Source organism: Vibrio sp. 970 (genome assembly GCF_033339075.1).
Genome location: NZ_JAWOTW010000002.1, coordinates 498384 through 521838, shown reverse-complemented (window position 1 = coordinate 521838; position 23455 = coordinate 498384). Strand labels below are relative to the sequence as shown.

The following is a 23455-nucleotide window of genomic DNA, read 5'->3' as shown; positions in this document are numbered from 1 at the left end:
TTAGCATGAGTAGTTTTACAGGCAAAGCCGAAACGGATGATAACCACCTACTGAAGTAGGTGGTTTAGGGCTGAAAATGAAAAAAGCGAGCATGATGCTCGCTTTTTATTTTTCCAATCTCTTAATCTTAAACCGCTCTAAATGAAACAGACAACTTCGGCGCGTTTATTTATCTTTTTTGAACACGACCCACTTTAACGAGCCATTGGTTTCAAAATCGTTCTCAGCGGTACACATCAGTAATACGCCTTCAACATTAATCACGGCCCCTGTGGTGTAGGCTTTATCATCGTAGTAACAGATACGCTGACCTACCTTACCGTCAGCAACTATTAGCGCTTTGTTTTCTGGTGTACTGTATGATTTAGCAAAAACGGAACCCGACAGCAGTACTGCAAAAACACCAGCGGTAAAAATAGATACACTTTTTAACTTCATGAAAATCTCCCTCAAACCTCAATAATACTAACAAGGACCCTTGTGAAGTTCTTGGAAGAATCTCATATTATTCAAATATCTACTGATATTTTTCTCACCTCTACACTTGGGTCTGCTTCACATTCAATCATTTAATTTATCTCATTTTAGTAAGCTTGAAGTTACTTAGCGCAGTAAAGAAGCGCACACTTTTAGCGTGCATCTCTAATTTGAATATTTAAGTTATGAATCAAAAACTGTGAGCAAAAAATGCATAATAGGTTTATTTAAGTATAAGATAAGCACCTGTTGATCTCGGTATTTAACTAACTCTTTGACTATGCGTTTTGTTTCCCTATGCCTTACTTCAATCCTGCTCTGCTCGTCTCCTTTGGCATATGAGCTAGATTACTATTCTAAGTTTGGTCACATCGATAATTACGGCAATCTTGATCTTAGAAACAAGCCTTACACCCAACTACCCTCTGGCCTAGTGGTAAAGGGCAACTTAAACATCTCACAAACCCCTATCAAAACCTTGCCCAAAGGGCTTGATGTTGAAGGCAGTCTGGAAGCAACTAACAGCGCACTCAAAGTTATTCGCTCAGGAACAAAGATAAAAGGCTATGCAAACCTACTAGGTAGTAAGATCGAAAACTGGCCTAAAGGCATCAAACTAGGCGGTTACCTAAATCTGACAGATACACCGCTAAAAGCGCTTCCAGCTAAACTTCGAGTAAAAGGTGATCTAAGTGTTATTCGCACTCCCATTTCTGATCTTCCTGAAGGATTGGTGGTTGATGGTAATCTTTATATTGGAGGATCAGCGCTGAAAGTATTTCCAGACACAATGACGGTGAAAGGGAATATCTATTTAGGTGGTAACAGGATCACCAAATGGCCCAGCAATTTAACCCTTGGCGGCGCCGTCGCACCTTAATGAGCAGATAAACAAAAGCCCCGGCAGACCGAGGCTTTAAGGCATTCTGAATCAACAGAGTTCAGTGACGAAGGTTACTCTTGGTTATTCACAGGATTAGCATAGCTCGCCACCAAATAAGGTCTTGCGCCTTCAGGTAGCTGATCCAACTTATCCGCGAGATGACGCTTAACCGCTTCCGTAATGATGCTCGAATCTTCATGCCCAGCAGCTAACAAGTTGATTGGGTACAACTTGTAGTTGTTGTGAATTTGGCGGTCGATTTCAGCAGCAAGAGATTCCGGCGTTTCAAACTCTTGCTCAATCACATCACCAAACGCAACATGTACACGGCCTTTATAACCAACGATACCTTGAATGATACTTTCGATATCTTCAAATTCGCCTTTTTCATAGCGGCCATTTTCTGCTTTTTCGTACAGCTCTTTTGCTTTGGCAATGTCACATGGATCATTTTCATAGGCAATCGAGACAGGAACGATTTTCAAAGAACGCGTGTACTCACCAAAACTGATTTTTTGTTTACGACCTTCAACATGGAACATTTTTAAAATCGCAGGATCAGTAAAGTCGTTTCCATCTTTAGCACGACCTTCCTTTTGGGCAATCCAAATTGAATTGCCAGTATCAAGCGAATGTTTGATATAGCTTGACAGTTGTCCCAATGCTTTCATCATTTCTCTAGGCGCTTTAGCAGAGCGCTTAACGATGAAGCTCTTATTGAGTCGCATCAATTCTGTCGCACATGGCTTCTTCAGCAGGTTATCGCCAATCGCTATACGAACTGTACGGTGCCCACTTTGGTACAAGCCATAATTTACGAGCGCAGGGTCCATCGCAATATCACGGTGGTTAGAAACGAATAGGTATGACGTGTTTTTATCCAGCTTATCCAAACCAGAAAAAGTGACGCCATCCGTTGTCTTATTCAATGTATCTTTCAGATACTTCTTCACTTCAATCTGAATTGCTTCGACAGAATCAAGCTTGCTCCACTTGGCTTTCAGGTAGATTCGCAGGATCGGGCTCATTAGCGTTTTGAACCACGCTGCTTTATTAGCAAAGCGATGTTCTAGGATAGCAGTGATAAATTCATCATCTTGGATTAGACGATCCAGCGCTGCTGGAATTTCTTCGTCGTTGTAAGGACGAATTTCAATATAAGGATCGGTATTGGCTGTCATTGTTCATTACATATCAAAAAAAGCTGGCACATTTTACGCATAGTTTTGCTGACAAGCAGCATTTCAACCCATACTTTTAACATGGTCATACCAGTTAAGCCACCATTTATCATGCTAAAAAATTCTCTCTGCAGGTTGGAATCGTATGGGTTTAACGTTACCCTTAGCGCCAAAAAACACTGGTACTCATAATGAACTACGCAATTGAATTTCACGACGCTAAATACCCCTTTCTTGATGTAGCTGCGCGTAAAAAAGCATTGAAGCACAGTCTACTGTCTGTCATCGAAGGGTTAGCCGTCATTAAATTGGGTAAGCAGGAGTATGCCATTGAACCAGGCCAATATTTTTGGATTCCTCAAGGATGTTTGAGCTCCCTCACCTTTTTACCTAATTCTCGTGTATATCGTTGTGATTTTTCTGTGCGTTTAAATGACGACTTCTCACAACAGGCGGGCTTTGTGAAGCCTTCACCGCTACTAAAAGCGCTCGTCGAGAAGCTAGCAACAACTGCCGAACGCTCGGATCTGCAAACCGATCTACTGACAGTAGTAAGACATGAAGTATTGACGCTGTCTCCTAAACTAGCGCACTCAACGTTAACGAGAACCATCAATCAATGGACTCCTGGCTGTGACATGAATATTTCTAAAGAGCTTTGCTTGGTACTAACACTACGTGAAGCAAGAAAAATGAAACTGTCGGGGAAGAAGGAAGAGCAAATTGTTGACTCTCTTTTTGCTGGTAACACCGAAGAATATGAACAGCTTTGCTTTTTAGTCTTTGGAGAAGCGCTATAACTTGCTCTTTAACAAGCTACGTTTTCAGCATTACGTAGAGTTACGGATACAGAAAGTAGAGATTCAAGTAAAAACAAAAAGGGCGTACATTGATAATGTACGCCCTTTTTTCATTTGCTTGAGATGTCTAGAAAGGTACTTCTATCTGCATCATCCAGTCAGCGTCATAATATTCGTGCCAACGATAATCAAACCGCATTCTTGGCTGTCCGTCTGATTTATCACCAAAACCGACGCTGAACATCAACCCGTGACTACGAAGCCACTCTTCTGTATCCATTTTACTCTCTTCGTCTCGGAGCTCTTCCGGCATCCAAAAACCAAGACCAAAGTAATTCTTTTCTAAGTTTTGAGTTAGAAGTGGGGTGTCTTCCGGCTTAATCGCCCACTCCTCCCAATAGTTTTCTGTTGGTCCTTCAAGCTTCGCTTCCGCTGCATACCAAATCAATGCTTCAGTACTTAACACGCCGATGGAATCTAAAATTTCTTCACAGATTGGAAGCGTGTTATCTTCAAACACCACGGAACGATCAGAAAAATAGTTACACGCGGAATGAGCTTGTGTCACCACAAGCAGCGCACATGCACTAAATAAAACGACTCTGACCATGAAAATCTGACCTCTCAGTTCCCAGACAATGTTTCTCTGTATAAGCCTTTACTAAGTAATAAATCACTTACGGAAGGTGTTGTATAGGCGCCGATCTCTTCACCCTCGGCCAATGCTTTGCGAATATCTGTGCTTCTGACTTTTACTTTTTCAGGACATGCCATAACAGTCCAACGTTCCGTAATCTCTTCAGCTCTACTAAATTTAGCAAATTTGAAGAAATTATCAGGACCAATGACAAAAGTTATATCGGCAGATGGGTAGATTTCTTGAATTTTTTCTAACAACGCATAGGTCGTCACACTTTGTCCAGGTTGGTATAAAGCTTGCTCCGCATCAGAACGCTGAACATTAGAAAGCCCCATATCCTTGATGAACACATCAACCATTTTGCACCGAGTTGGGTAATCAAGCATGTTCTTGCCCCAAGCATGTGCAATGCTTGGCTCAAGTAGCACGAGATCAAAGTGGCTCAAAGACTCAATAACACTTTTATGCCCTAAACTAGGTGGGTTAAATGCACTACCAAAAATGGCGATTTTTTTCATATCCGGTGATTACCTGGTTGAAGAGAGTTTTCTAATCTGATGATTTCGGTATGATACTACTAATCTTTACAGCTTTTGACCCTAAAGTCGCGTTTAATGAGCCTCAACTGTATGGTTTATCACCATTTGAGCAAATGTGCTTTAGAGTCTGAAATATTTGCAGGAAAAGGAACCCTAAATGGAACAATCCATCCGTGACGAAATGCGCGTACTCCCTTCAATTGATCCGCATTTTGAAATTGAACGCCGTGTCGCTTTTATTAAGCGTAAATTGCAAGAAGCGGGCTGTAAGTCTCTTGTTCTTGGCATCAGCGGTGGCGTTGACTCAACGACATGTGGTCGTTTAGCTCAGTTGGCTGTAGACCAACTAAACGAAGAAGCGGGCAACAATAGCTACCAATTTATCGCAGTTCGTCTGCCTTACGGGGAGCAAAAAGATGAAGATGAGGCTCAGCTCGCTCTGTCTTTTATCCAGCCAACCCATTCTGTATCGGTGAACATCAAAGCAGGTGTTGACGGGCTTCATTCGGCTTCTCACGTTGCATTAGAAGGCACAGACCTTCTACCAACTGATGCAGCAAAAGTCGACTTCGTAAAAGGCAATGTAAAAGCGCGTGCTCGCATGGTTGCTCAATACGAGATCGCGGGCTACGTAGGCGGCCTTGTTCTTGGTACTGATCACTCAGCAGAAAACATCACTGGTTTCTACACTAAATTTGGTGATGGCGCTTGTGACATGGCACCATTGTTCGGATTAAGTAAACGCCAAGTTCGTGAAGTGGCTGCTACATTGGGTGCACCTGAGCAACTAGTGAAGAAAGTGCCAACAGCAGACTTAGAAGAGCTTGCTCCACAAAAAGCAGATGAAGATGCCCTAAGCTTAACTTACGAGCAAATCGACGATTTCTTAGAGGGCAAACCCGTTCCACAGCAAGTAAGTGACCGTCTGGTAGCGATTTACAAAGCAACGCAGCACAAACGCCAGCCAATCCCGACGATTTACGACTAAGCGATATTTTCAGCTCTCTTTAAAACTCAAAACGCTGCTAAAAATAGCAGCGTTTTTTTGTCTAGGAACAGTTTTTGTCGAAGGACAAAGACGTTCTCGCCTAGTTGGTTACTGTTACGTCCGTCTCTGGCACAGCACAACACGCCAATACGGTTCCCATTGCACGTTCCTCATCAGTCAACGCGGGCACGTTCGGATGATGTACTTGACCCGACGTAAGCTGAACCTTACACGCGCCGCATAAGCCAGCACGACAGCTATTGCTAACAACCTTCCCAGCATCCTCGAGCTGATCTAACAACGTTTTTTGGTTGTTGCCTACGACTTTAGTTCCATTAAAGTCAATAGCGAGACTTTTCTCTGGCTTTGACGTAAGAGAAGAAACTCCAAACGCTTCTTGATGGTAGTTTTCTTCTGGCAGCCCTTTTCTTAGCAGGAGATTTTTCGCTTTCTCCATAAAACCATCAGGACCACACACAAACACTTGGCGCTGTTCAACATCTTTGATTTGCTTAATGTGTGACAAACTTAAACGCCCTTTTAACCCAAACCAATCAACGGCAGGCTGCGTTAAACAGACTTTTACTTCTAGCCCTGGGTGCTCACGCTTTAACTGCTCCAACTCTGAGCGACAAGGAATATCATTTTCGGTCCGACATTGATGGTAGAAAACCACGTTCTCCAACTGATTATGATCCGCTAAGTAACGCACCATTGATAACATTGGTGTTACTCCGCTACCCGCAGAGAGTAACAGCAGAGGCTGCGCTTCATGCGTTTTAAGGTGGAACTGACCGTCAGGTTGTTCTGCCTCTAAAACATCACCGACTTGTAAGTTGTCTAAGAGTGAGTTAGAGACTCTTCCGCCCGCGATACGCTTTACAGAAATAGCATAACGACCCGGACGAGAAGGACTGGATGATAAGGTATAGCGTCGACCCACTTTCTTACTATCAATATTCACCTCTATTGGCAGGTGTTGTCCTGGCAAGTAATTAGGCAACGAACCTTTGTTTGGCTCTAACCATAAGGTCACAAAGTCTTGGGCAATTTCTTCACGCTCAACACATGTAAGCTTCATGCGCACTGGCGAGTTATCTGCGTAAAACTCCGGCTCTTTGTACTCCAATACTTCAACTTTATCGCCTTGACGAATAATGCCTTCATTTCGCGCGACAAGATTCTGGCCAAAGAACACACCACCGACATCGTTTGCACGGAACTGTTGCAAGGTTTTGAGCGGCTCTTTGCTCTCACGGAATGTGCCTCTTTGGGTATTCACCGTAGTCAGGATACAGCGCTCGCAAGGTTTGAGAGACTCAAACTCTACCTCACCGATTCGTATGCGCTTCCATGAATCTTCTTCAAATGGCTTAGTATCAGAGACAACTAAGTTAGTACGAAACTGATCCATTGAGTGCAGCTCTGAACTTCTTCGATTCAGCTCATCAAGTGAAGCTTGGCTGATCACTAAAACCGGATAACCATCAGCAAAACTGACGTTTTGACCTAGCTTTTCACGGACACGATTCGATTGCTCACCACTAAATAACAACTCAACGCGCTGCCCCAAAACACGACTAAACCAGTCATCTGCATCATCTGTCGTGGTATAGGCAGTAAATGTATCTTTCCAAACCGTTGCAGGTGTCTCCTGCATTTTGAAATCTTGGTAACGGATTTTAAGTGGCTCCATACCCAAACTACTAAACACCACTCCATCGGACAATAAGGCAGACTTAATGGTTACCATTTGCGGATACTTTCGCGCAGTGATCATCGAGCCATCAGCTTTCGCAATCATAAAGCGACGATCGAAGCTCAATCCTTGCTTCTCAACCCATACGGACGACAGCGATAATCCGCCAACTGACTTAACCGGAAAAACATTAATTTGGGATAAAACGGGTTGCGACATGGCCTTCTTCCTACGGGTGTTTTTTATTTGTTGCGGTATTGTATACTCAAATCACATTAAGTTGCAGAGTCTACTGCCTCTTCATCCATCGCAACTTTCTCGAAACCATATTCTTATAAATTTGGTTTTAGTGACAAGTATTTACTACACTCAACATTCGCGTTTTTTAACACCGTTCTGACCAAATACCGTTTGATAAAGTGTGATACGACACACATAATTCACCCAAGTTATCACTACTCCCATTTATCGATTTGGAGCTTAATTATGGATACAAGAAAACTGGTTCTGATTTTGTTATGTATCTTTCTTCCGCCTGTCGCGGTGTTTATGGAGAAAGGTCTAAATAAAGACTTTTTGATTAATCTAATATTGACGTGTTTCTTCTTTCTACCAGGTACGATCCACGCGCTTTGGTTAACAATGAAGTAACCACTTACACTCTCACTCTTTATAAAATTGAAAAATGGGATGAAATATGAGGGCAATTCCTCTATCATCCTGTCGCCTAAGCGCAAGCGTTTGCTCAAAAGCAAATACTGCGCTTAGGCTCCAATCAGACAACTTTTCAATGGTGGGAGCAATTAATGACAACACTGACTATCACTCGTCCTGACGACTGGCACGTTCACTTACGCGATGGGGAAGTTCTTAAAGACACCGTTCGCGACATCAGCCGCTACAATGGCCGTGCGCTGATTATGCCAAATACCGTCCCACCTGTTACTACAACTGAGCTCGCCCTAGCCTACCGTGACCGAATTATTAAAGAGCAACATGGCGAACAGTTTGAGCCTTTAATGGCGCTTTACCTTACAGATAACACGACACCAGACGAAATACGTAAGGCTAAAGCCACCGGAAACATTGTTGCTGCCAAGCTTTATCCTGCAGGCGCTACCACAAACTCAGATTCCGGTGTGACCAATGCGAAGAACATTTATCACGTTTTAGAAGCGATGGAAGAAGTCGGAATGTTACTTCTGGTTCATGGCGAAGTAACACATCACGATGTTGATATCTTCGACCGAGAGAAAGAATTCCTTGATACTGTCCTCGCTCCTATCGTCAATGACTTCCCTAATCTTAAAATCGTTCTAGAACATATCACCACCGCCGACGCAGCAAACTTCGTTAACAACGCCTCAGACAACGTAGCGGCTACCATCACTGCCCACCACCTTCTTTTCAACCGTAACCACATGCTTGTGGGTGGTATTAAACCTCATTTCTACTGTTTGCCAATTCTTAAGCGCGGAACCCACCAGCAAGCGCTGATCGAAGCAGCAACTAGTGGTAGCAAGAAGTTTTTCCTAGGTACAGACTCAGCGCCACATGCGAAAGGGGCAAAAGAATCGGCTTGCGGTTGTGCTGGTTCTTACACTGCACACGCAGCGCTAGAGCTTTATGCAGAAGTCTTCGAAAAAGAAGACAAGTTGGAAAACTTGGAAGCTTTCGCAAGCTTCAACGGTCCTGATTTTTACGGCATTGCACGTAACACAGATACGGTAACGTTAGAAAAATCCGCTTGGGATGTGCCAGAAACGATGCCATTTGGCAATGATATCGTTGTGCCTATTCGAGCAAATGAACAGATCGAGTGGAAAGTGAAGTAAGTACTTTACTGACATTTCACCTATAAAACAGGGTCATGCTTTTTGTAAAAAGAAGTCATGACCCTTGTTATTATCGTCTCATGTTTTAGATGTGATTATTGACCACGAAGCTTTTCAACCACCGCCCATACCGCAACCACAACCAACCCCGCCACAAAGCCGATAATACCGTTCAATAAAATAGGCAAAATGGCTGTAGCAACCGAATGACCACTAAAGTTCATAATAATCGGCTCTACAAAGTGATGAATGGCTGGCACGTTGTGCACCACAATTCCTCCACCCACCAAAAACATCGCAGCAGTTCCTACAATGGTTAACAACTTCATCAACTTTGGTGCAAAAGCGACCAAGGCCCCTCCGACTTTCGCCACCCAACCTTTACCGTTTGAGCGACTTTCAAGGTAAAGGCCTAAATCATCTAGCTTCACAATCCCAGCGACTAGTCCATAAACTCCAACCGTCATAATCACTGCAATTAAACTGACAACTAAAATTTGCGTAACAAGACTGGCTCCTGTCACGGTACCTAACGCAATCACGATGATTTCTGCTGAAAGGATAAAGTCTGTCCGAATCGCACCAGAAACTTTACGCTTTTCATACTCTTCTATCGACTCGCCAGTATTAACTAGCTCATCTTCTTCTTCGTGCGGATGCGAGTGAGGAAACACTTTCTCAAGTACTTTCTCTGCCCCTTCAAAGCAGAGAAATAAGCCGCCAATTAGCAATAATGGCATGATAAGCCATGGAATAATCGCGCTAATAAGCAAAGCTGAAGGAACTAAAATCAATTTATTTTTGAATGAGCCTTTTGCAACCGCCCAAACTACTGGAATCTCTCGCTCAGATGCAACACCAGAAACTTGCTGAGCGTTTAACGCTAGATCATCTCCCAACACACCTGCGGTTTTCTTTGCCGCCATTTTTGACATTAAGGCGACATCATCAAGCACCGTGGCAATATCATCCAACAGTGTGAGTAAACTTGCTCCAGCCATTTTTTGTCTCTTATATGAAATTGAGTAAGTAACAAAATGTAACACCAATGAATCACTCATCAAAGTGATGATTTTGCAAAGAGTACCACCCCAAATGGTGTTTTATATTGCCGTAAAGATAAGACAGGTCTAGTCTTGTGATACCTTTCAGCAGTCAAAAGAAAAAGTATAGATGAAAAGTGGATACATTTACCCGATCGGTACTCCTGGCCAACCTTGGACCGAAGAAGAACGTAAAGCTTGGTTAGCAACGCAAGAAGTAAAACGTAGCTACCAAGATGAAGTCGTCAGTAAAATCGATGCCCTACGCGGGCATTTTGATGTTGAACAATATGGTGCGCTCTCATACAACGAGGCACGCTTCCCTCTGTTTTGTATCAAAACACGCAATTGGGATTCAACTAAACCTGTTGTGTTGGTCACAGGCGGCGTGCACGGTTACGAAACCAGCGGTGTACATGGCGCATTAAAGTTTGTAGAAACGGAAGCAGAGCGCTATGCAGAGCATTTCAATATTGTCGTTGCCCCCTGCGTAAGCCCTTGGGGTTACGAGGTGATCAACCGCTGGAATCCAAACGCGATTGATCCAAACCGCTCTTTCTATAAGGATAGTCCTGTCGAAGAATCCGCTAACCTCATGAAGCTCGCTGCAACTTTAGGCGATGTGTTAATGCACATTGATCTACATGAAACGACAGATTCTGACGAAACTGAGTTCCGTCCAGCCTTAGCTGCTCGTGATGGTATTGAGTACATTGAAGGTATGATCCCAGATGGCTTTTACACGGTGGGAGATAGTGAAAACCCTCAGCCTGACTTCCAAAAAGCGGTCATTGAGTCAGTTGCAAAAGTGACTCACATTGCACCAGCAGATGAAAACGGCGAAATCATTGGTTCACCCGTCGTACAGTTTGGCGTTATCAACTACCCAATGGTAAAACTGGGCCTGTGTGGCGGCGTAACAAATTGCGTTTACGGCACGACAACGGAAGTGTACCCAGACAGCCCAACGGTGACCGACGAAGAATGCAACGATGCACAGGTTGCAGCCGTAGTTGGTGGTTTGAATTACATAATCGCTCAGCTATAACAATCGATTCTTGTATTGCTCCGGTGTCATGCCGGAGTATTTCTTGAACATCGCGATAAAAGGGCTAGCTTGGTTATAACCTAACGTCAGAGCGACTTCTTTCACAGTCTGCCCTTTACGCAGCAACTCCATAGAATGTAAATATCGCACACGTAAGCGCCACTCAGTAAAGCTCATGCCCAACTCACTCTGGCAATGTCTCGCTAACGTGCGTTCTGTGGTATGCACTTTTGCCGCCCACTCCGCCAAACTGATCTCATCCGTCGGCGATTCTTCTACTGCTTTTAAAATCGGTTCAAGATACTTATTGTCGGTAGTCGGTAAAAAGTGATGTTCGACTTCTTGCTTTGCAAGCTGGTCCAATAACACTTGTACCAAGCGCTTGTCTTCATCAGTTTGCGCCACATTAATGTCTCGCTGACGAAAGTCCTCAATAATAGATGACACGATTGGAGTCACTTTGATCAAGCTCGTTTTAGTTGGAAAATGCGCCGTCAATTCAGGGGCAATATTCAAAGAACAATATTCGATTGGCTTACGGTTGTAGCTAGTGTGACGAATTCCGGCGGGAACCCAAATAGCAAGATGTGGAGGTGCTAGAAATCTTGTGTCTTCTGCATCCATCTCCAGAATCCCACCGCTGATCAGTTGCACTTGCCCCCAAGGGTGGCTATGAATTCGTGTTTCTGTATTAGAGAGAAACGCTTCGAAATTCATAAATACATCTGATGGCGCACGATCGATTGATAAGGAGGGGTGAAGATTTCTGGCGCTCTTTTTCAAAATTGTCTTCCTATCGCTTACGATGTCTTTTAAGAGATACTTTTTATTATAAAGACCTGCCAGACTAGCGCCATCAATAATTGTGCTATAGGGTTCTCATGATTTATTTACTTCCGTTTTTCACCGTTATGATTTGGGGTGGTAACTCAATTGTGAACAAGATGGCTGCGAGCGCCATTGAACCAAGTGCGATGAGTTTCTACCGTTGGTTTGTCGCAATGGTACTCCTAACGCCATTTTGCCTGCCTGCAATCATCAAACAACGACACATTATTCGACCTTACTTAGCTAAGTTGGCGTTTCTTGCGTTACTTGGTATGGTTCTCAACCAGTCACTTGGATACTATGCCGGTTTAACAACAACGGCCTCTAATATGGCCCTGATCACCTCTTTAGTTCCTTTGATCAGTGTGTTTTTAAGTGTCCCATTGCTCGGTAAATCTATATCAATGTTAAGTATCGTCGGTGGTGTCATTTCGCTCGGCGGCTTGGCATTTATGCTTGGTCACGGTGATATCACTTACTTTTTACATCAAGACTTAACGCAAGGTGACAGCTTAATGCTCGTTGCTGCCATGGTATACGCGGCTTATTGTGTTCTGCTAAAACGCTGGAAAATGCCATTCAGTAGTTTGACTCTGGTTTACATGCAGGGCTTCTTTTCTGTTTTGATGCTCACACCACTTTGGCTCTCTAGTGAGCAACTGTTACCAAGCCAAGACGCGCTACCATTAATCGCTTATGCTGGTATTGCTGCTTCCATTTTCGCGCCGCTGATGTGGGTCAAAGCGATTGATTCAATTGGTGCTGATTCAAGTGCTATGTTCATGAACCTAATGCCTGTGGTTTCCGTCATACTTGCTTCAACACTAATTGGTGAGAAAATTTACGCTTACCATATTATTGGTGGGTTGTTAGTCATCTCTGGCGTTATCCTGTCGCAAATAAAAGTAAGACAGAGAAAACTATTGTCCAATTCTGAGATTGCCTCTACCGCCAATTAACATCTACACCTCAAGCCACAGAACTACGCTGTGGCTTGTCACTTCCAGCGTTCGAATAAAAGTTAATATTTTGTTTCATTCGCTATTCCCGAAAATTCATCTTGCTGCTAAATTGGGAAAACAATAACCCATCAAGGAAAGACAGATGAGCAGTGGTCAAAGAGACATTACCCTTCGCTTTTTAGCAGAACCCAGCGACGTAAATTTTGGCGGAAAAGTGCACGGCGGCGCCGTAATGAAATGGATCGACTTGGCAGCGTACGCCTGTTCTGCAGCGTGGAGTGGTAAATATTGCATTACCGCATATGCTGGCGGCATTCGGTTTGTTGCTCCGATTCATGTCGGCAACTTAGTCGAAGTTAGCGCGAAAGTCATTTATACCGGACGAAGCTCAATGCACATTGCGATTGACGTGCAAGCTAGTGATCCAAAGCAAATGAAAAACAGACTCACCACTCACTGTATCGTTATCATGGTTGCTGTAGATGAAAACGGAAAACCAACCGATGTACCGAAATGGATTCCAGAGTCAGATGAAGACAAAGCCTTAGAGCAATCCGCTATCCGTCTTATGAACATGCGTAAAGAGATTGGGGAAGAAATGGAAGCACACGTTAAATATCTCAAGTAACTGGCATCCGTTAAGAACGCTATTAAGTACCTCAACGTTACCCAGACCCAGAGTGTGGAGCAACATCATGGTTTTGCCATTTGTTTCACGCTCGCCCTTCTCTGTCATAAATCCTTCACCTAGCTTTGCTTAAATCCATCCATTATTTTAGAGTTGGATAGAGTTTGGATCTTGAGACTAAAAGAAACGACCTTAAGTGAAGAGACGTTGACCAATTTAAAAGCGGTCGAGTACCAGTGGGTGAGAACCATGTACGTCGAGGGGTATAACGAAACAGAAATTAATCATTACATTCAAACTTGCTTTGGCGGTGACGTTACCTTTGCTAATCTATTTCGTCGCGTCGCACTGCAGCAAGAAAGTTTGTACACGCTGCTTCAATACGTTGGATGCGCACCTTCCAGCCGAGAGTTTTAATCTCTTCCTTCCCTACCTCAATTTAGCTTTTTACTAAGCTCTAGTTATTTATGTGAAGTGCTACGCAGGGCATTATTCAAGCCCTGTGTAATCCATTGCAAAGCCGCTAATCTCTATCTACTTATTGCAAAATTGCCTTTAACAGGCATAAAAAAACCTGAGTCTAAACTCAGGTTATGGTTACAAAAACTGTTAGTGATTGAATCGTAAGGAACTAAGCTAACAGCCAGCTATGCGTAACGCCAATAAAAGCCAAGATATTACTGATCGGCGGCCAAACCAAAATTGTAATATCCGTGCTAAGTATAAGGGCGACCATGTGGTCGCCCTTTTCTAGTTATTCTTATCAATCTCAGACCACAAGAGATTATCCTTTTACACCGCCAGCGGTTAGACCACCAACCAACCAGCGCTGCGCAAGTAAGAATACGGCAGTGATTGGCACTGCTGAAAGTACAGCAGCTGCGGCAAAGTCACCCCACAAGTAGTTTTGTGGATATAGGTATTGCTGCATACCCACTGCAAGTGTGTACGAGTCTACATCAGAAAGCAGTAGTGACGCTACAGGAACTTCACCAATTACCATGATGAACGACAATATGAAGACTACCGCTAGGATTGGCACAGACAGTGGCAGCAATACCAAACGGAATGCTTGCCATGGTGTAGCACCATCAAGAGCCGCTGCTTCTTCTAGAGACGAGTCAATACTTTCGAAGTAGCCTTTAATGGTCCAAACGTGCAGTGCGATACCGCCTAAGTAAGCGAAGATCAGACCGCCATGCGTGTTCAGACCAAGGAAAGGAATGTACTGACCCAGTTTGTCGAACAACGCGTACAGAGCAACCAGTGCCAACACCGCAGGGAACATCTGGAAGATCATCATCGCTTTAAGAATGGTGTTCTTACCTTTGAACTTCATACGAGCAAACGCGTAAGCCGATGTGGTTGATAGCGCCACGATTAGGATTGCAGAAATACCACCCACTTTTACCGAGTTCCACAACCATGTCATTACTGGGAATGGTGGCGGTGTAACTGTACCGTCTGGATTAGTCACCGAGAAACCTAATGCCAATTTCCAGTGATCAAGTGTTGGGTTGTCTGGGATCAGGCTACCCGTTGCAAAGTTACCTTCACGGAATGAAATCGCGATGATCATCAGTAAAGGGAAAATAATCAGTGCCAAGAATGCCCACATTGCAATATGAGTAGCCCAAACACGATACTTTAATGACTTACCTTGTACCATTGCCATTGTAATTTCTCCTTAGTCCTGAGCTACTTTAGTTACGCGTAGGTTGATAAGTGCCAATGCGCCAACCAATAGGAAGATAAGCGTTGCTACTGCACTTGCTAGACCGAAGTCTTGACCACCAGCACCTTCGAATGCGATTCGGTAGGTGTAACTTACTAGCAGGTCGGTGTAACCCGCAGGCTCTGATGTACCAATCATGTTTGGACCACCGCCAGTCAACAACTGGATAAGTACGAAGTTGTTGAAGTTAAATGCAAAACTCGCGATCAACAATGGTGTTAACGGCTTCAACATCATTGGTAGTGTGATACGTGTGAAGTTCGTGACAAAGTTCGCACCATCAATTGCTGATGCTTCATATAAATCGTCTGGAATCGCTTTTAGTAAGCCCATACACAAAATCATCATGTAAGGGAAACCAAGCCAAGTGTTCACAATTAAGATCATGGTTTTCGCCATGAACGGGTCAGAGAACCAAGCCGGGCTAATGCCGAATAAGCCTTCCAACAACATGTTGATCTCACCAAAGCTTTGGTTAAACAAACCTTTAAAGATCAAGATAGAAATAAACGCCGGAACTGCATAAGGCAGGATTAGCAACAAACGGTAAACTGAGCGACCTTTAAGTGCTTCCCACTGAACCACACTGGCAAGGACAAGACCAATAACAAGCGTAAACAATACGGTTAGCGCAGAGAAAACAATGGTCCAGATAAAGATACTGATAAACGGCTCTTTGATACCATCATCTTTCCAAACACGCTCAAAGTTGTGGGTACCAATGTTCACCACGAAACCTGGTGACACTGTGCTGCCAACAAATTGACCGTTTTCATCGACAGGCTGGTAGTAACCTACTTCCATATTTGGACGTAGCGTTTCTTCAGTCCGGTTGTTGTAAAGCGTTTCACCATCTTCTTGTAATGTGTACAAAGGCACAACTGCAGCAAATTTGCGCAGCCCACTCATACGGATATCATCACCGCTTGGCAAATGTAAATCGACACTGCTCAACGCACTGCGGTTCTTAACAATCGCCTTGATTGATTCTTTTTCACCCGTCACTTCTTCAATTGGTGAAAGATCAAACTCCGATGCTGAAAGGTTATCAAGCTGAAAAGTCGGGCTTGCAAGTAGCTCACCATCTTTTTCAACCACAAGTTGATGGCCTTGCTCCGTTTTATACAAAGTGAACGGGTAGCTATCACCACTTTGGTAAGTTCGGTCCAAAAGTACGTTCTGAGCGCGATCAAAAGAGAGTTGGTTCTTCGCGCTATAGTTGGTAAACGCCAAACCTATGGTGTACGCCAAAGGAAAAAGAATGAAAAGGATCATCCCTGCTATACCAGGGTAGATGTAACGGTGTGCGTACGTCTTTTTGCTACCAAAGATGAACAACGCTAAAGCGGTAAGAATGAGCGTAAGTAGTGCAAACGCAATCTCACCGCGAGAATACATAAGGATTGTTGCGTAGCCATTGATGATGCCGACTGTGCCTAAAAGTGACCATTTCATGAACACTTTTTTGCTGCTCGGAAGGCTGGCTTCTGGTGCTGTCATAGCATTTGTACCTTGAACTGACTGCATAGGGAACCTGCTAGCGAATATAGAATAAATATAGAAAAGTAAGGAGGAGTTGCCTCCTCCTTAAAAAGGTCTTACTTAATTATTTAGTCATTTGTTTTTCTGCATCTGCAAGAGCTGCATCGACAGTTTGACGACCGTCAACTACGTTGATGATTGCGTTCTTAGCCGCACCCCAGAATGCGTTCATTTGAGGGATATTTGGCATGATTTCGCCGTTCATCGCATTGTCCATTGTTGCTGCGATACGAGTATCTGAATCAAGCTCACGTTGGAACGAGTTAAGTGCTACCGCACCTAGAGGCTTATCGTTGTTAACCATACGTAGGCCATCGTTTGTTAGTAGGTAGTTCTCAATGAACTCAACTGCTAGGTCTTTGTTTGGAGACGCAGTGCTGATACCAGCCGTTAGAACACCAACGAATGGCTTAGAAGATTGACCTTGGAACTTAGGTAGCGTAGTCACGCCGTAGTTAACGCCAGACTTCTCAATGTTGCCCCAAGACCATGGACCGTTAATCGTCATCGCTGTTTTGCCTTGGTTGAACGCAGACTCAGACACGGAGTAATCCATATCCGCAGAGATTACGCCTTTATCAACTAAGCCTTTTACGAAGCTCATTGCGTCTTTAACGCCTTCTTTCGCGATACCAGCGTCTTTAACATCGTAACCTTCAGAAGTGTATTTGAACGCGTAGCCGCCATCAGCCGCCATTAGTGGCCAAGTGAAGTACGGTTCTTTTAGGTTCCACATGATTGCAGACTTGCCGTCTTTTTTAAGTTTTGCATCTAATGCTGCAACCTCTTCCCAAGACTTTGGTGGGTTTGGAACTAGGTCTTTGTTGTAGATTAGAGATAGAGACTCAACCGCAACTGGATAGCCGATCAATTTGCCGTCGTAACGTACTGCATCCCAAGCGAAATCAACGATACCTTCTTGAATATTCTTAGAAGGTTTAATTTCTGCTAGCAGGCCAGCTTCTGCGTAACCACCGAAACGGTCGTGAGCCCAGAATACGATATCAGGACCGTCGCCAGTCGCTGCAGTTTGAGGGAATTTGTCTTGAAGGCCATCTGGGTGAGCCACAGTCACTTTAATGCCTGTGTCTTCTTCAAATTTCTTACCAACTTCAGCAAGGCCGTTGTAGCCTTTATCACCGTTGATCCAGATAGTAAGTTGTCCTTCTTCGATGGCAGCATTAGCACCAAAAGAACCCAAAGCAACAAGAGTACCTAGTGCTACAGCGCTTAACTTTTTCATGTTCGTATCCTTTTTATATTTTTGATGTAGGGCTAGTCCATTGAGGTTCAGCCGTATTTCGACATATATCATCTGAAATAATCCAATATGTCTCATCCTCCTAATCCCTACGCCCTTACAATTATGACGTATTTTCGTGATCTAAATCGCCAAGGGTAAGAGACTCAAATCACAAAATGGATAGTTCCTGTGATCGGTTTCAACTTTAGGTGGTGCAATAATGTGATTTCCGACCAACTGCTTTCTTCCTCCTCCTTTTTTACTCCTCCCTTTCTACTCCCCCTACAATTATTTCTATTAGGAGGATGTCGCACTACGCACAATCTTAGAAACTGCAGTCATCCAAGAGTGGATGGTAAGAACCCTTTCCCAGCAGTGCCTACGTATTAGGAAAAAGATTTGCTGGTTTTGCATTGCCAGACGAGTGGAATGTCATTATTAGTGTTGTTTGTGGTAATTATTTCACGGGGGAGACAATACGAATAATGTGGGGGAGAGAAACTCGTACTTGGCTATGATGGGTAGCACTTCTATTCAGGACATTTTATTGAAGTGCTACCCTACTTTTCTTACCAACCGCAAGAACTTACCGATTCCTACTGTTACTGCTCGCTAGATAATTCATATAATGATGAGCGGTGAATAATAAAAAATTGATCGAGGACGAGCTACATGGCGAGTGTCACGTTAAAAAATGTTTGTAAAGCGTATGGCGACGTACTGATTTCTAAGAACGTAGACCTAACAATCAACGAAGGTGAATTTGTTGTTTTCGTAGGTCCATCAGGTTGTGGTAAATCTACCCTTTTACGTTGTATTGCCGGTCTTGAAGACATTACTTCAGGTGATTTGTATATTGGTGACCAGCGCATGAATGACGTCGAACCATCCAAACGTGGTGTTGGTATGGTATTCCAGTCTTACGCTCTTTACCCGCACCTTAACTTATATGACAACATGTCATTTGGCTTGAAACTAGCAAAAGCAGACAAAGCAGAAATCGACAAGCGTGTTGAACAAGCAGCAGAAATCCTACAACTAGGCCACTTGCTTGAGCGCCAACCAAAAGCACTTTCTGGTGGACAGCGTCAACGTGTGGCGATTGGCCGAACATTGGTATCGCAGCCAAATGTATTCCTTCTAGACGAGCCACTATCAAACTTGGATGCGGCACTGCGTGTAAACATGCGTGCACAAATTACTAAGCTACAACGCCAACTTGGTTGTACCATGATCTACGTAACGCACGATCAGGTAGAAGCGATGACAATGGCAGATAAAATCGTTGTACTAGACGGCGGTTATGTATCGCAAGTTGGTAAGCCGCTTGAGCTTTACCATTACCCACAAAACCGCTTTGTAGCTGGCTTTATCGGTTCTCCGAAAATGAACTTCATGAGCGTGTTCATTGATGAAGTAGAAGCAGAGCGCGTCAAAGTTCAACTATCTAACGGCGTATCTTTCTGGATTCCAGTGGATGGTACAACAGTTAACCGCGGCGACCGAATGTCTTTAGGCATTCGCCCTGAGCACCTATTATCCGCTTCTGAAGCTGATGCAAGTATTCACGGTGAAGTGATGATTGTTGAGAAGCTAGGTAACGAAACTCAAGTATACCTAAATCTAGAAGGCGCGGACGCCGACGTTATTTTCCGTCAGCCGGACACGCTTGCAGTCGACACTGGCGATAAAATCGAGATCGGTATTCCAGCTCATCGTTGTCACCTGTTCCACAGTGATGGTCGCGCATGCCGCCGCCTATACAAAGAAAACGGCGTAGAAGTCGAATAGTTCATTCGTCCTTACTCAAAAATCCCTCTCACTTGAGAGGGATTTTTTTATCTTAATAAATATCAGCAATTCGATACTAAATCATTAATCGTGAACGAATCAAATCACCCGTTTCTTCTACCCTCACATAAACCATTGTCTTTGTACTGATACTTCATTTTTAATACTTTTCCTCATCCCTCATAAGTAAGTACCAGCTTTTTCCTAACCCGCCAAACTTAGCCAAAGGGCTAAATATCATTCTTATTTCCACTTACCTCAACAACGCAAATTTTTACACTTATCAACGAAATTACACGTGACAAAAAACTCAGCAGCATTCCACAGAATGCTCTGTGCACTAACTACTAATAACGTTCACGACACGGCAATTGGGGAAGACACCCAAGGGCGGTAGCGTGTCAGAAGGGAAACTGAGTCATGAAACAAAAAGGACTTATCCGCTCTCATGAGATGGAGTTCGCTTTTTTATATCGCATCTCAGATCTTGCTGTCATCGTCTCTTTTATGCTGCTTTTAGTGTTCAAAGACATGAATACTGCGATGGGGAAAGATTACGTCATATTGGCTTTCGTTGGAGGCATCTCTTTTCTATTTATGGCAGAAAGCGGCAATCTGTATCGCTCTTGGCGAACCAGTTCGTTTAAAGAGCAGATGTTTATTGTCTGTGTTTCTTGGGCGGTGACTTCTGCACTTATCTTTATTGTGCTGTATTTTTCTGAAGTCCATACCTTATTTGATAACACAATTTTAGTGCTGTGGTTTGCGATTACGCCCGCTCTGCTCTTAGCATGGCGAGTAACATTCCGTACCGGATTAGCCTATTTGAGAAAGAAAGGATTCAACACTCGCACTGCGATCATCATCGGCCAAACTCCTCACGGCATTACCCTAGCTAACGAAATTCAAAACCACACAGAACACGGCGTGCTTTTTGATGGCTTTTACGACGAACGATCTTCCGACAGATTGCCAAATTCTGATTATCCTATTAAAGGAGCTGTTGACCACGCCCTTGAGCGAGCTAAAAAAGGGGAAGTAGATTACGTCTATATCGCGATGCCAATGCACGCAAAAGAGCGCATTGCGTCACTTCTTAACCAATTCTCAGATACCACCGCAAATACGTATCTGATTCCCGACTTCTTCACTTATAACCTTTTACATTCTCGTTGGGCGCAGATCGGCCAAGTTCAAACACTAAGTGTCTTTGATACACCTTTTGCTGGAATTTCTTCTTGGGTAAAACGGTTTGAAGACATCTTGTTTTCGAGCATTATTTTGGTCTTAATCGCCCCTATTCTATTCGTCATTGCGATTGTCATTAAGGCAACGTCTAAAGGCCCTGTCATCTTTAAACAACATCGGTACGGTCTTGATGGACGCAAGATTGAAGTCTGGAAGTTCCGTTCAATGACAACCATGGATCAAGGTTCCAACGTGAAACAGGCGACAAAGAACGATCCTCGTATTACGCCTTTTGGCGGATTTCTACGTCGCACCTCTTTGGACGAACTACCTCAATTTATCAATGTACTGCAAGGGACCATGTCTATTGTCGGCCCACGCCCTCATGCCGTGGCACACAATGAAGAATACCGTCAGATCGTGGATCGCTACATGCTACGTCACAAAGTAAAACCAGGCATTACTGGCTGGGCGCAGATTAATGGTTATCGCGGCGAAACCGACACCTTAGAAAAAATGGAAAAGAGAGTCGAGTTTGATTTGGATTACATCCACCATTGGTCGGTTTGGATGGACATCAAAATCATCTTTATGACCGTTTTCAAAGGCTTCACTGGTGCTAACGCTTACTAAGGTTGAGATTATGAAGAAACTGACAATGGCAATAGCATTGAGTCTGTTTTCTACTGACTTGCTCGCAGAACCGATGGCTTACCAAACCGAGTCTGGTATAGAGTTGATTCCCCTCGTAAAAACTTTCTACGAGGGAGATGACAACATCAATAAAGCGGAAAAATCCGGCAATGTAGAGTCAGTCAATATTTGGGGTATAGAACCAAGCTTACTAGCACGTATAGAACGGAATCGCTATCGCGCAGATATTTTATATAAGTTAAAAGCTGGCTTTTCATCTGACGATCGCAACGACTTCGACGACCACACTTTTCAGTTTTCCAACTTTTTCGAATTTAATCATCGTCATCGTTTAGTGGTTGATTACCGTTTTCGCGCCCAGCATGAAGTTCGAGGAGAAGATATTACCGAAGGTAATGGTAGCGCAATCGACGCACCAATAGAGTTCAACCGTAACGATGTAAAAACCAATTATGTCTTTGGATCTAACGGTGCCAAAGGCAGACTCGAATTCGGTTTAGGCTATAGTGATAAAACCTATCAAAACTATCGTGACGGCTTGCCTGGTCGCCCAAACGCTAAAACTAAATACAACGATTTTCGAGCTCCCAATGCACATTTGGAGTTCTATTTAAGAGCGACGCCAAGAACCTATTGGTTAGTCGGAACAAACCAAATCGTAACCGAGTATCAGCACCGAAATTCTGCGCAGCCATCGAAAGATAACAACACCAGTTTCTATTACACCGGTGCCGAATGGGAAGTCACAGGAAAAACCAAAGGCATCGCTCGACTCGGTTATCAAATCAAAGATTTTGACAGCGCTAAACGAGAGACATTTAAAGGCTTTAGTTGGGATATCGGCTTTGAATGGTTGCCTCAAGAACAAACTCTAGTCAGCGTGAAAACCACTCAAGCGGCGGTTAACCCCGATCAAGATGGCGATTACAACCTACAAACTCGTTACCGACTGAACCTGAAGCACGATTGGAATAGTTACCTTGCAACTCGCTTAGGTGCTGTTTATCAACAAGATGATTACACGGGAATCTCCAGAAACGACGATCGGTACACTCTATCTTTTGGTATCGATTATCAGATCAAACGTTGGATACAGCTGCAAGCCGATTGGCAATACCAAGATAAAAACTCTAGCCGATCGGATTATAGCTTCGAACAAAATATTTGGACTTTAAGCGCACAGTTTTCTCTGTAAAAAGGATTATTAATGAAGGCATTCATCAAATTCATGAGTGTAGCGTTGTTGCTATTTAGCACTTTGGTCAACGCTGACTCAAACGAGGAAGATTACTTACTCGATACTGGCGATACCATTTCCGTGCAGGTCTATGGTGAAGAAGATCTTACGATTAAAAATATTCTAATAACGTCAGATGGCTACTTTGATTACCCCTACCTTGGCCGAATTAAAGCAATCAAAAAAACACCAAAACAACTCAAGTACGAAATAGAAACGGGCTTAAAAGGCGATTATCTCATCAATCCAAAAGTGATGGTCACCATCAATAACTTTCGTCTGTTTTACGTTAATGGCGAAGTCAGGAAACCTGGTGGATTTGAGTACCGTCCAGGGTTAACCATAGAGAAGGCCATCGCTCTAGCAGGTGGTTTGACCGACAGAGCCTCACGCAAAGGCATTAACCTCACCAAGCATAAAACGGGTCAAACGATGGAAGGAGTCAGTATGCACCGCAACGTTGAACCTGGTGACATTGTATTTATTGACCAGAGCTTCTTTTAAGTGACAGGGA

At 43.7% G+C, this 23455-nt stretch carries 23 protein-coding genes; 13 read left to right on the top strand and 10 right to left on the bottom strand.

The window, feature by feature from the left end; all coding sequences use genetic code 11:
• Positions 1 to 165: 165 nt before the first annotated feature.
• Positions 166 to 438: a YnjH family protein gene (locus tag R7Q11_RS04870; RefSeq protein WP_005375306.1), complete on the bottom strand. Its 273-nt coding sequence runs from the start codon at positions 436 to 438 to the stop codon at positions 166 to 168.
• A 319-nt stretch (positions 439 to 757) separates the two neighbouring features.
• On the opposite strand from R7Q11_RS04870, the gene R7Q11_RS04865 reads away from it, so the two are divergent.
• The gene (locus R7Q11_RS04865; protein WP_005375305.1) at positions 758 to 1357 is read left to right on the top strand and encodes a hypothetical protein; all 600 of its coding nucleotides are present in this window, start codon (positions 758 to 760) and stop codon (positions 1355 to 1357) included.
• 74 nt (positions 1358 to 1431) lie between these two features.
• Here the strand turns inward: R7Q11_RS04865 and R7Q11_RS04860 are convergent, their stop codons facing one another.
• On the bottom strand, positions 1432 to 2541 hold the full coding sequence (locus R7Q11_RS04860) for a 1-acyl-sn-glycerol-3-phosphate acyltransferase (protein ID WP_203345615.1): 1110 nt from the start codon (positions 2539 to 2541) through the stop codon (positions 1432 to 1434).
• A 191-nt stretch (positions 2542 to 2732) separates the two neighbouring features.
• Here R7Q11_RS04860 and R7Q11_RS04855 point away from each other — a divergent pair, with 191 nt between their 5' ends.
• Positions 2733 to 3341: a hypothetical protein gene (locus tag R7Q11_RS04855; RefSeq protein ID WP_005375302.1), complete on the top strand. Its 609-nt coding sequence runs from the start codon at positions 2733 to 2735 to the stop codon at positions 3339 to 3341.
• Between the two features lie 127 nt (positions 3342 to 3468).
• On the opposite strand, the gene R7Q11_RS04850 is transcribed toward R7Q11_RS04855, so the two are convergent.
• Both R7Q11_RS04850 and R7Q11_RS04845 read right to left on the bottom strand, forming a co-directional pair.
• On the bottom strand, positions 3469 to 3951 hold the full coding sequence (locus R7Q11_RS04850; protein WP_017635276.1) for a hypothetical protein: 483 nt from the start codon (positions 3949 to 3951) through the stop codon (positions 3469 to 3471).
• Between the two features lie 14 nt (positions 3952 to 3965).
• Entirely contained in the window at positions 3966 to 4499 is a 534-nt protein-coding gene (locus R7Q11_RS04845) for a nicotinate-nicotinamide nucleotide adenylyltransferase (protein ID WP_042521568.1), read from the bottom strand.
• Between the two features lie 178 nt (positions 4500 to 4677).
• Here R7Q11_RS04845 and nadE point away from each other — a divergent pair, with 178 nt between their 5' ends.
• On the top strand, positions 4678 to 5508 hold the full coding sequence (nadE, locus tag R7Q11_RS04840; protein WP_005375299.1) for an ammonia-dependent NAD(+) synthetase: 831 nt from the start codon (positions 4678 to 4680) through the stop codon (positions 5506 to 5508).
• A gap of 100 nt (positions 5509 to 5608) precedes the next feature.
• Here the strand turns inward: nadE and R7Q11_RS04835 are convergent, their stop codons facing one another.
• Positions 5609 to 7426 carry a hybrid-cluster NAD(P)-dependent oxidoreductase gene (locus R7Q11_RS04835; RefSeq protein ID WP_191116400.1) on the bottom strand — a complete coding sequence of 606 codons (1818 nt, stop codon included), beginning with the start codon at positions 7424 to 7426 and terminating at the stop codon, positions 5609 to 5611.
• Positions 7427 to 7693: 267 nt separating this feature from the next.
• Between R7Q11_RS04835 and R7Q11_RS04830 the strand changes: the two genes are divergently transcribed.
• The gene (locus tag R7Q11_RS04830) at positions 7694 to 7858 is read left to right on the top strand and encodes a YqaE/Pmp3 family membrane protein (protein ID WP_005375297.1); all 165 of its coding nucleotides are present in this window, start codon (positions 7694 to 7696) and stop codon (positions 7856 to 7858) included.
• A gap of 155 nt (positions 7859 to 8013) precedes the next feature.
• The gene (gene pyrC / locus R7Q11_RS04825) at positions 8014 to 9042 is read left to right on the top strand and encodes a dihydroorotase (protein WP_064369668.1); all 1029 of its coding nucleotides are present in this window, start codon (positions 8014 to 8016) and stop codon (positions 9040 to 9042) included.
• Positions 9043 to 9137: 95 nt separating this feature from the next.
• On the opposite strand, the gene R7Q11_RS04820 is transcribed toward pyrC, so the two are convergent.
• On the bottom strand, positions 9138 to 10043 hold the full coding sequence (locus tag R7Q11_RS04820) for a DUF808 domain-containing protein (protein ID WP_225466237.1): 906 nt from the start codon (positions 10041 to 10043) through the stop codon (positions 9138 to 9140).
• Between the two features lie 172 nt (positions 10044 to 10215).
• Here R7Q11_RS04820 and R7Q11_RS04815 point away from each other — a divergent pair, with 172 nt between their 5' ends.
• Complete coding sequence (locus tag R7Q11_RS04815; RefSeq protein ID WP_225466236.1) at positions 10216 to 11133, top strand: M14 family metallocarboxypeptidase; 918 nt, start codon at positions 10216 to 10218, stop codon at positions 11131 to 11133.
• Here the strand turns inward: R7Q11_RS04815 and R7Q11_RS04810 are convergent.
• Complete coding sequence (locus R7Q11_RS04810; protein ID WP_005385013.1) at positions 11128 to 11916, bottom strand: AraC family transcriptional regulator; 789 nt, start codon at positions 11914 to 11916, stop codon at positions 11128 to 11130. The genes R7Q11_RS04815 and R7Q11_RS04810 overlap by 6 nt on opposite strands.
• Before the next feature lie 98 nt (positions 11917 to 12014).
• Between R7Q11_RS04810 and R7Q11_RS04805 the strand changes: the two genes are divergently transcribed.
• The 3 genes from R7Q11_RS04805 to R7Q11_RS04795 all read left to right on the top strand — a co-directional run bounded on the left by R7Q11_RS04805 (position 12015) and on the right by R7Q11_RS04795 (position 13968).
• Complete coding sequence (locus R7Q11_RS04805) at positions 12015 to 12920, top strand: DMT family transporter (RefSeq protein ID WP_047101784.1); 906 nt, start codon at positions 12015 to 12017, stop codon at positions 12918 to 12920.
• A gap of 145 nt (positions 12921 to 13065) precedes the next feature.
• Positions 13066 to 13551 carry an acyl-CoA thioesterase gene (locus tag R7Q11_RS04800; RefSeq protein WP_005375279.1) on the top strand — a complete coding sequence of 162 codons (486 nt, stop codon included), beginning with the start codon at positions 13066 to 13068 and terminating at the stop codon, positions 13549 to 13551.
• Between the two features lie 171 nt (positions 13552 to 13722).
• The gene (locus R7Q11_RS04795) at positions 13723 to 13968 is read left to right on the top strand and encodes a hypothetical protein (RefSeq protein ID WP_005375277.1); all 246 of its coding nucleotides are present in this window, start codon (positions 13723 to 13725) and stop codon (positions 13966 to 13968) included.
• Positions 13969 to 14335: 367 nt separating this feature from the next.
• On the opposite strand, the gene malG is transcribed toward R7Q11_RS04795, so the two are convergent.
• The 3 genes from malG to malE all read right to left on the bottom strand — a co-directional run bounded on the left by malG (position 14336) and on the right by malE (position 18071).
• Positions 14336 to 15226: a maltose ABC transporter permease MalG gene (gene malG, locus R7Q11_RS04790; protein WP_005375275.1), complete on the bottom strand. Its 891-nt coding sequence runs from the start codon at positions 15224 to 15226 to the stop codon at positions 14336 to 14338.
• A gap of 12 nt (positions 15227 to 15238) precedes the next feature.
• On the bottom strand, positions 15239 to 16813 hold the full coding sequence (gene malF / locus R7Q11_RS04785) for a maltose ABC transporter permease MalF (protein ID WP_005375273.1): 1575 nt from the start codon (positions 16811 to 16813) through the stop codon (positions 15239 to 15241).
• A 79-nt stretch (positions 16814 to 16892) separates the two neighbouring features.
• Positions 16893 to 18071, bottom strand: a complete 1179-nt coding sequence (gene malE, locus R7Q11_RS04780) for a maltose/maltodextrin ABC transporter substrate-binding protein MalE (protein ID WP_005375272.1) — start codon at positions 18069 to 18071, stop codon at positions 16893 to 16895.
• Between the two features lie 672 nt (positions 18072 to 18743).
• On the opposite strand from malE, the gene malK reads away from it, so the two are divergent.
• The 4 genes from malK to R7Q11_RS04760 all read left to right on the top strand — a co-directional run bounded on the left by malK (position 18744) and on the right by R7Q11_RS04760 (position 23445).
• Entirely contained in the window at positions 18744 to 19862 is a 1119-nt protein-coding gene (gene malK / locus R7Q11_RS04775) for a maltose/maltodextrin ABC transporter ATP-binding protein MalK (protein ID WP_005375271.1), read from the top strand.
• Positions 19863 to 20282: 420 nt separating this feature from the next.
• Positions 20283 to 21683: an undecaprenyl-phosphate glucose phosphotransferase gene (locus R7Q11_RS04770; protein ID WP_005375269.1), complete on the top strand. Its 1401-nt coding sequence runs from the start codon at positions 20283 to 20285 to the stop codon at positions 21681 to 21683.
• Between the two features lie 10 nt (positions 21684 to 21693).
• The gene (locus R7Q11_RS04765; protein WP_031778890.1) at positions 21694 to 22899 is read left to right on the top strand and encodes an outer membrane beta-barrel protein; all 1206 of its coding nucleotides are present in this window, start codon (positions 21694 to 21696) and stop codon (positions 22897 to 22899) included.
• Between the two features lie 12 nt (positions 22900 to 22911).
• Complete coding sequence (locus tag R7Q11_RS04760) at positions 22912 to 23445, top strand: polysaccharide biosynthesis/export family protein (protein ID WP_005375265.1); 534 nt, start codon at positions 22912 to 22914, stop codon at positions 23443 to 23445.
• The last annotated feature ends 10 nt before the right edge of the window (positions 23446 to 23455 follow it).

Coding starts and splice junctions, on each gene's coding strand:
- R7Q11_RS04870 (WP_005375306.1), bottom strand. CDS start 438: ATGAAGTTAAAAAGTGTATCTATTTTTACCGCTGGTGTTTTTGCAGTA.
- R7Q11_RS04865 (WP_005375305.1), top strand. CDS start 758: ATGCGTTTTGTTTCCCTATGCCTTACTTCAATCCTGCTCTGCTCGTCT.
- R7Q11_RS04860 (WP_203345615.1), bottom strand. CDS start 2,541: ATGACAGCCAATACCGATCCTTATATTGAAATTCGTCCTTACAACGAC.
- R7Q11_RS04855 (WP_005375302.1), top strand. CDS start 2,733: ATGAACTACGCAATTGAATTTCACGACGCTAAATACCCCTTTCTTGAT.
- R7Q11_RS04850 (WP_017635276.1), bottom strand. CDS start 3,951: ATGGTCAGAGTCGTTTTATTTAGTGCATGTGCGCTGCTTGTGGTGACA.
- R7Q11_RS04845 (WP_042521568.1), bottom strand. CDS start 4,499: ATGAAAAAAATCGCCATTTTTGGTAGTGCATTTAACCCACCTAGTTTA.
- nadE (WP_005375299.1), top strand. CDS start 4,678: ATGGAACAATCCATCCGTGACGAAATGCGCGTACTCCCTTCAATTGAT.
- R7Q11_RS04835 (WP_191116400.1), bottom strand. CDS start 7,426: ATGTCGCAACCCGTTTTATCCCAAATTAATGTTTTTCCGGTTAAGTCA.
- R7Q11_RS04830 (WP_005375297.1), top strand. CDS start 7,694: ATGGATACAAGAAAACTGGTTCTGATTTTGTTATGTATCTTTCTTCCG.
- pyrC (WP_064369668.1), top strand. CDS start 8,014: ATGACAACACTGACTATCACTCGTCCTGACGACTGGCACGTTCACTTA.
- R7Q11_RS04820 (WP_225466237.1), bottom strand. CDS start 10,043: ATGGCTGGAGCAAGTTTACTCACACTGTTGGATGATATTGCCACGGTG.
- R7Q11_RS04815 (WP_225466236.1), top strand. CDS start 10,216: ATGAAAAGTGGATACATTTACCCGATCGGTACTCCTGGCCAACCTTGG.
- R7Q11_RS04805 (WP_047101784.1), top strand. CDS start 12,015: ATGATTTATTTACTTCCGTTTTTCACCGTTATGATTTGGGGTGGTAAC.
- R7Q11_RS04800 (WP_005375279.1), top strand. CDS start 13,066: ATGAGCAGTGGTCAAAGAGACATTACCCTTCGCTTTTTAGCAGAACCC.
- malG (WP_005375275.1), bottom strand. CDS start 15,226: ATGGCAATGGTACAAGGTAAGTCATTAAAGTATCGTGTTTGGGCTACT.
- malF (WP_005375273.1), bottom strand. CDS start 16,813: ATGCAGTCAGTTCAAGGTACAAATGCTATGACAGCACCAGAAGCCAGC.
- malE (WP_005375272.1), bottom strand. CDS start 18,071: ATGAAAAAGTTAAGCGCTGTAGCACTAGGTACTCTTGTTGCTTTGGGT.
- malK (WP_005375271.1), top strand. CDS start 18,744: ATGGCGAGTGTCACGTTAAAAAATGTTTGTAAAGCGTATGGCGACGTA.
- R7Q11_RS04770 (WP_005375269.1), top strand. CDS start 20,283: ATGAAACAAAAAGGACTTATCCGCTCTCATGAGATGGAGTTCGCTTTT.
- R7Q11_RS04765 (WP_031778890.1), top strand. CDS start 21,694: ATGAAGAAACTGACAATGGCAATAGCATTGAGTCTGTTTTCTACTGAC.
- R7Q11_RS04760 (WP_005375265.1), top strand. CDS start 22,912: ATGAAGGCATTCATCAAATTCATGAGTGTAGCGTTGTTGCTATTTAGC.